The organism is Helcobacillus sp. ACRRO (assembly GCF_022347125.1).
In the GTDB taxonomy this organism is placed as follows: domain Bacteria; phylum Actinomycetota; class Actinomycetes; order Actinomycetales; family Dermabacteraceae; genus Helcobacillus; species Helcobacillus massiliensis.
This window is the reverse complement of record NZ_JAKRNG010000061.1, coordinates 1-1,376: the sequence shown is the minus strand read 5'-3', so window position 1 is coordinate 1,376 and position 1,376 is coordinate 1. Positions and strand designations below refer to the sequence as shown.

Annotated in this window: 2 protein-coding genes; one reads left to right on the top strand and one right to left on the bottom strand. The window is 75.9% G+C overall.

Going from position 1 to position 1,376, the window contains the following annotated elements; genetic code table 11:
• A partial coding sequence (locus MHY20_RS11480) for a PLP-dependent aminotransferase family protein (RefSeq protein WP_239376900.1) occupies positions 1–1,221 on the top strand: 1,221 nt, incomplete at its 5' end.
• On the opposite strand, the gene MHY20_RS11690 is transcribed toward MHY20_RS11480, so the two are convergent.
• On the bottom strand, positions 1,206–1,376 hold a 171-nt coding region (locus tag MHY20_RS11690), incomplete at its 5' end, for a DUF1206 domain-containing protein (protein WP_275436821.1). The two genes, MHY20_RS11480 and MHY20_RS11690, sit on opposite strands and share 16 nt — an antisense overlap.

The following is a 1,376-nucleotide window of genomic DNA, read 5'->3' as shown; positions in this document are numbered from 1 at the left end:
GCGCCCGGCCGTCCCGACCCTGTCCCCGCCCCCGCACCCGCATCGGCACCGGCGGTGGATCTGCGCCCTGGCCTGCCGCGCACCACGCGGATCGGCGGCGCCGCCTGGCGGTCCGCGTGGCGCCGCGCCGCTGCCGCACCCGAGGCCGAAACCGGCGGCCTCACCGGACTGCCCGACCTGCGGGCCGGTATCGCCGAACACCTCCGACTCATGCGCGGGCTCCCCACGGACCCGGCCGCCCTGCTCGTCACCGCCGGCTCCCGCGACGGGCTCGAACTGATCCTGCACGCCCTCGCCGCGACCCGCGGCACCCTCAGCATCGGCGTGGAGACACCCGGTTACCCGGGCCTGCGGCGCGTCCCGCAGGTGCTCGGGCACCGGATCGTCCCGCTGGGCGTGGACGGCAACGGTCTGCGCGTGGATGCGCTGCCCACCGGGGCCGCCGCGCCCGACGCCGTCATCGTCACCCCCAGCCACCAGTACCCGCTCGGCGGTTCCCTCAGCCTCGACCGCCGCCTCGCCCTCCTCGAGTGGGCGCGCAACGAGGACGCCCTCATCATTGAGGACGACTTCAACTCCGAGCTGCGCTACACCGGCGCACCGCTGCCGCCGCTGTCCGCGATCGACCCGCATGGCCGCACCGTCCTGCTCGGCACGTTCTCGCGGCTGCTCAGCCCGGACCTCGCGGTCGGCTTCGTGCGGCCCACGGGTGCTGCACTTCTCGCCGAGCTGCGCGATGTCCGCGAGGTGCTGGGCATGCGCGTCTCGGCGACGACGCAGCACGCGGTGGCGCATCTGCTGGCGGATGGGACGGTGCGCCGGCACACCCGGACGGAGCGGCTGCGGCTGGGCCGACGGCGGGAGGCACTGCTCGCTGCGATGCTCGACGTTCCGGGGGTGCGGGTGCTGCCGATGCACGGCGGCAGCGACGCGGTGATCCGGTTCGACACCGCCGGCAGCCACCGCGGCCGCGCCGGCGCCGACCCGGAGGCGCGGGCGGTGGCGGCGTGCGCCGACGCGGGCATCACGGTGGGGCGCCTGTCGGCGGCGTGGGGCGCCGAGTCGCAGGCGGCACCCGTCGACCCCTCCCCAGCCGCTGCTGTGGGCGGCGTGGGCGGTGCGGGGATCGTTCTCGGGCTCGCCCGGCCGGCCGACGGGGCCTTCAGCGCGATGCTGCCGCGGCTCGCGTCAGCACTGGCGACCGTTCACCACACCCGATGACAGTGAAAAGGGGCGGTGAGGCTGACCGCGACCGCCCCGAGCAGGACCGGCCCGGCCGGCAGCTCCATGAGCTTCTTCATCGCGCCGTCCATGCCACCGGCGCTATCCGCAGACCAATCGCTCTCGAGGCGGGCGGGCGCGCGGGGCTGTCTCTT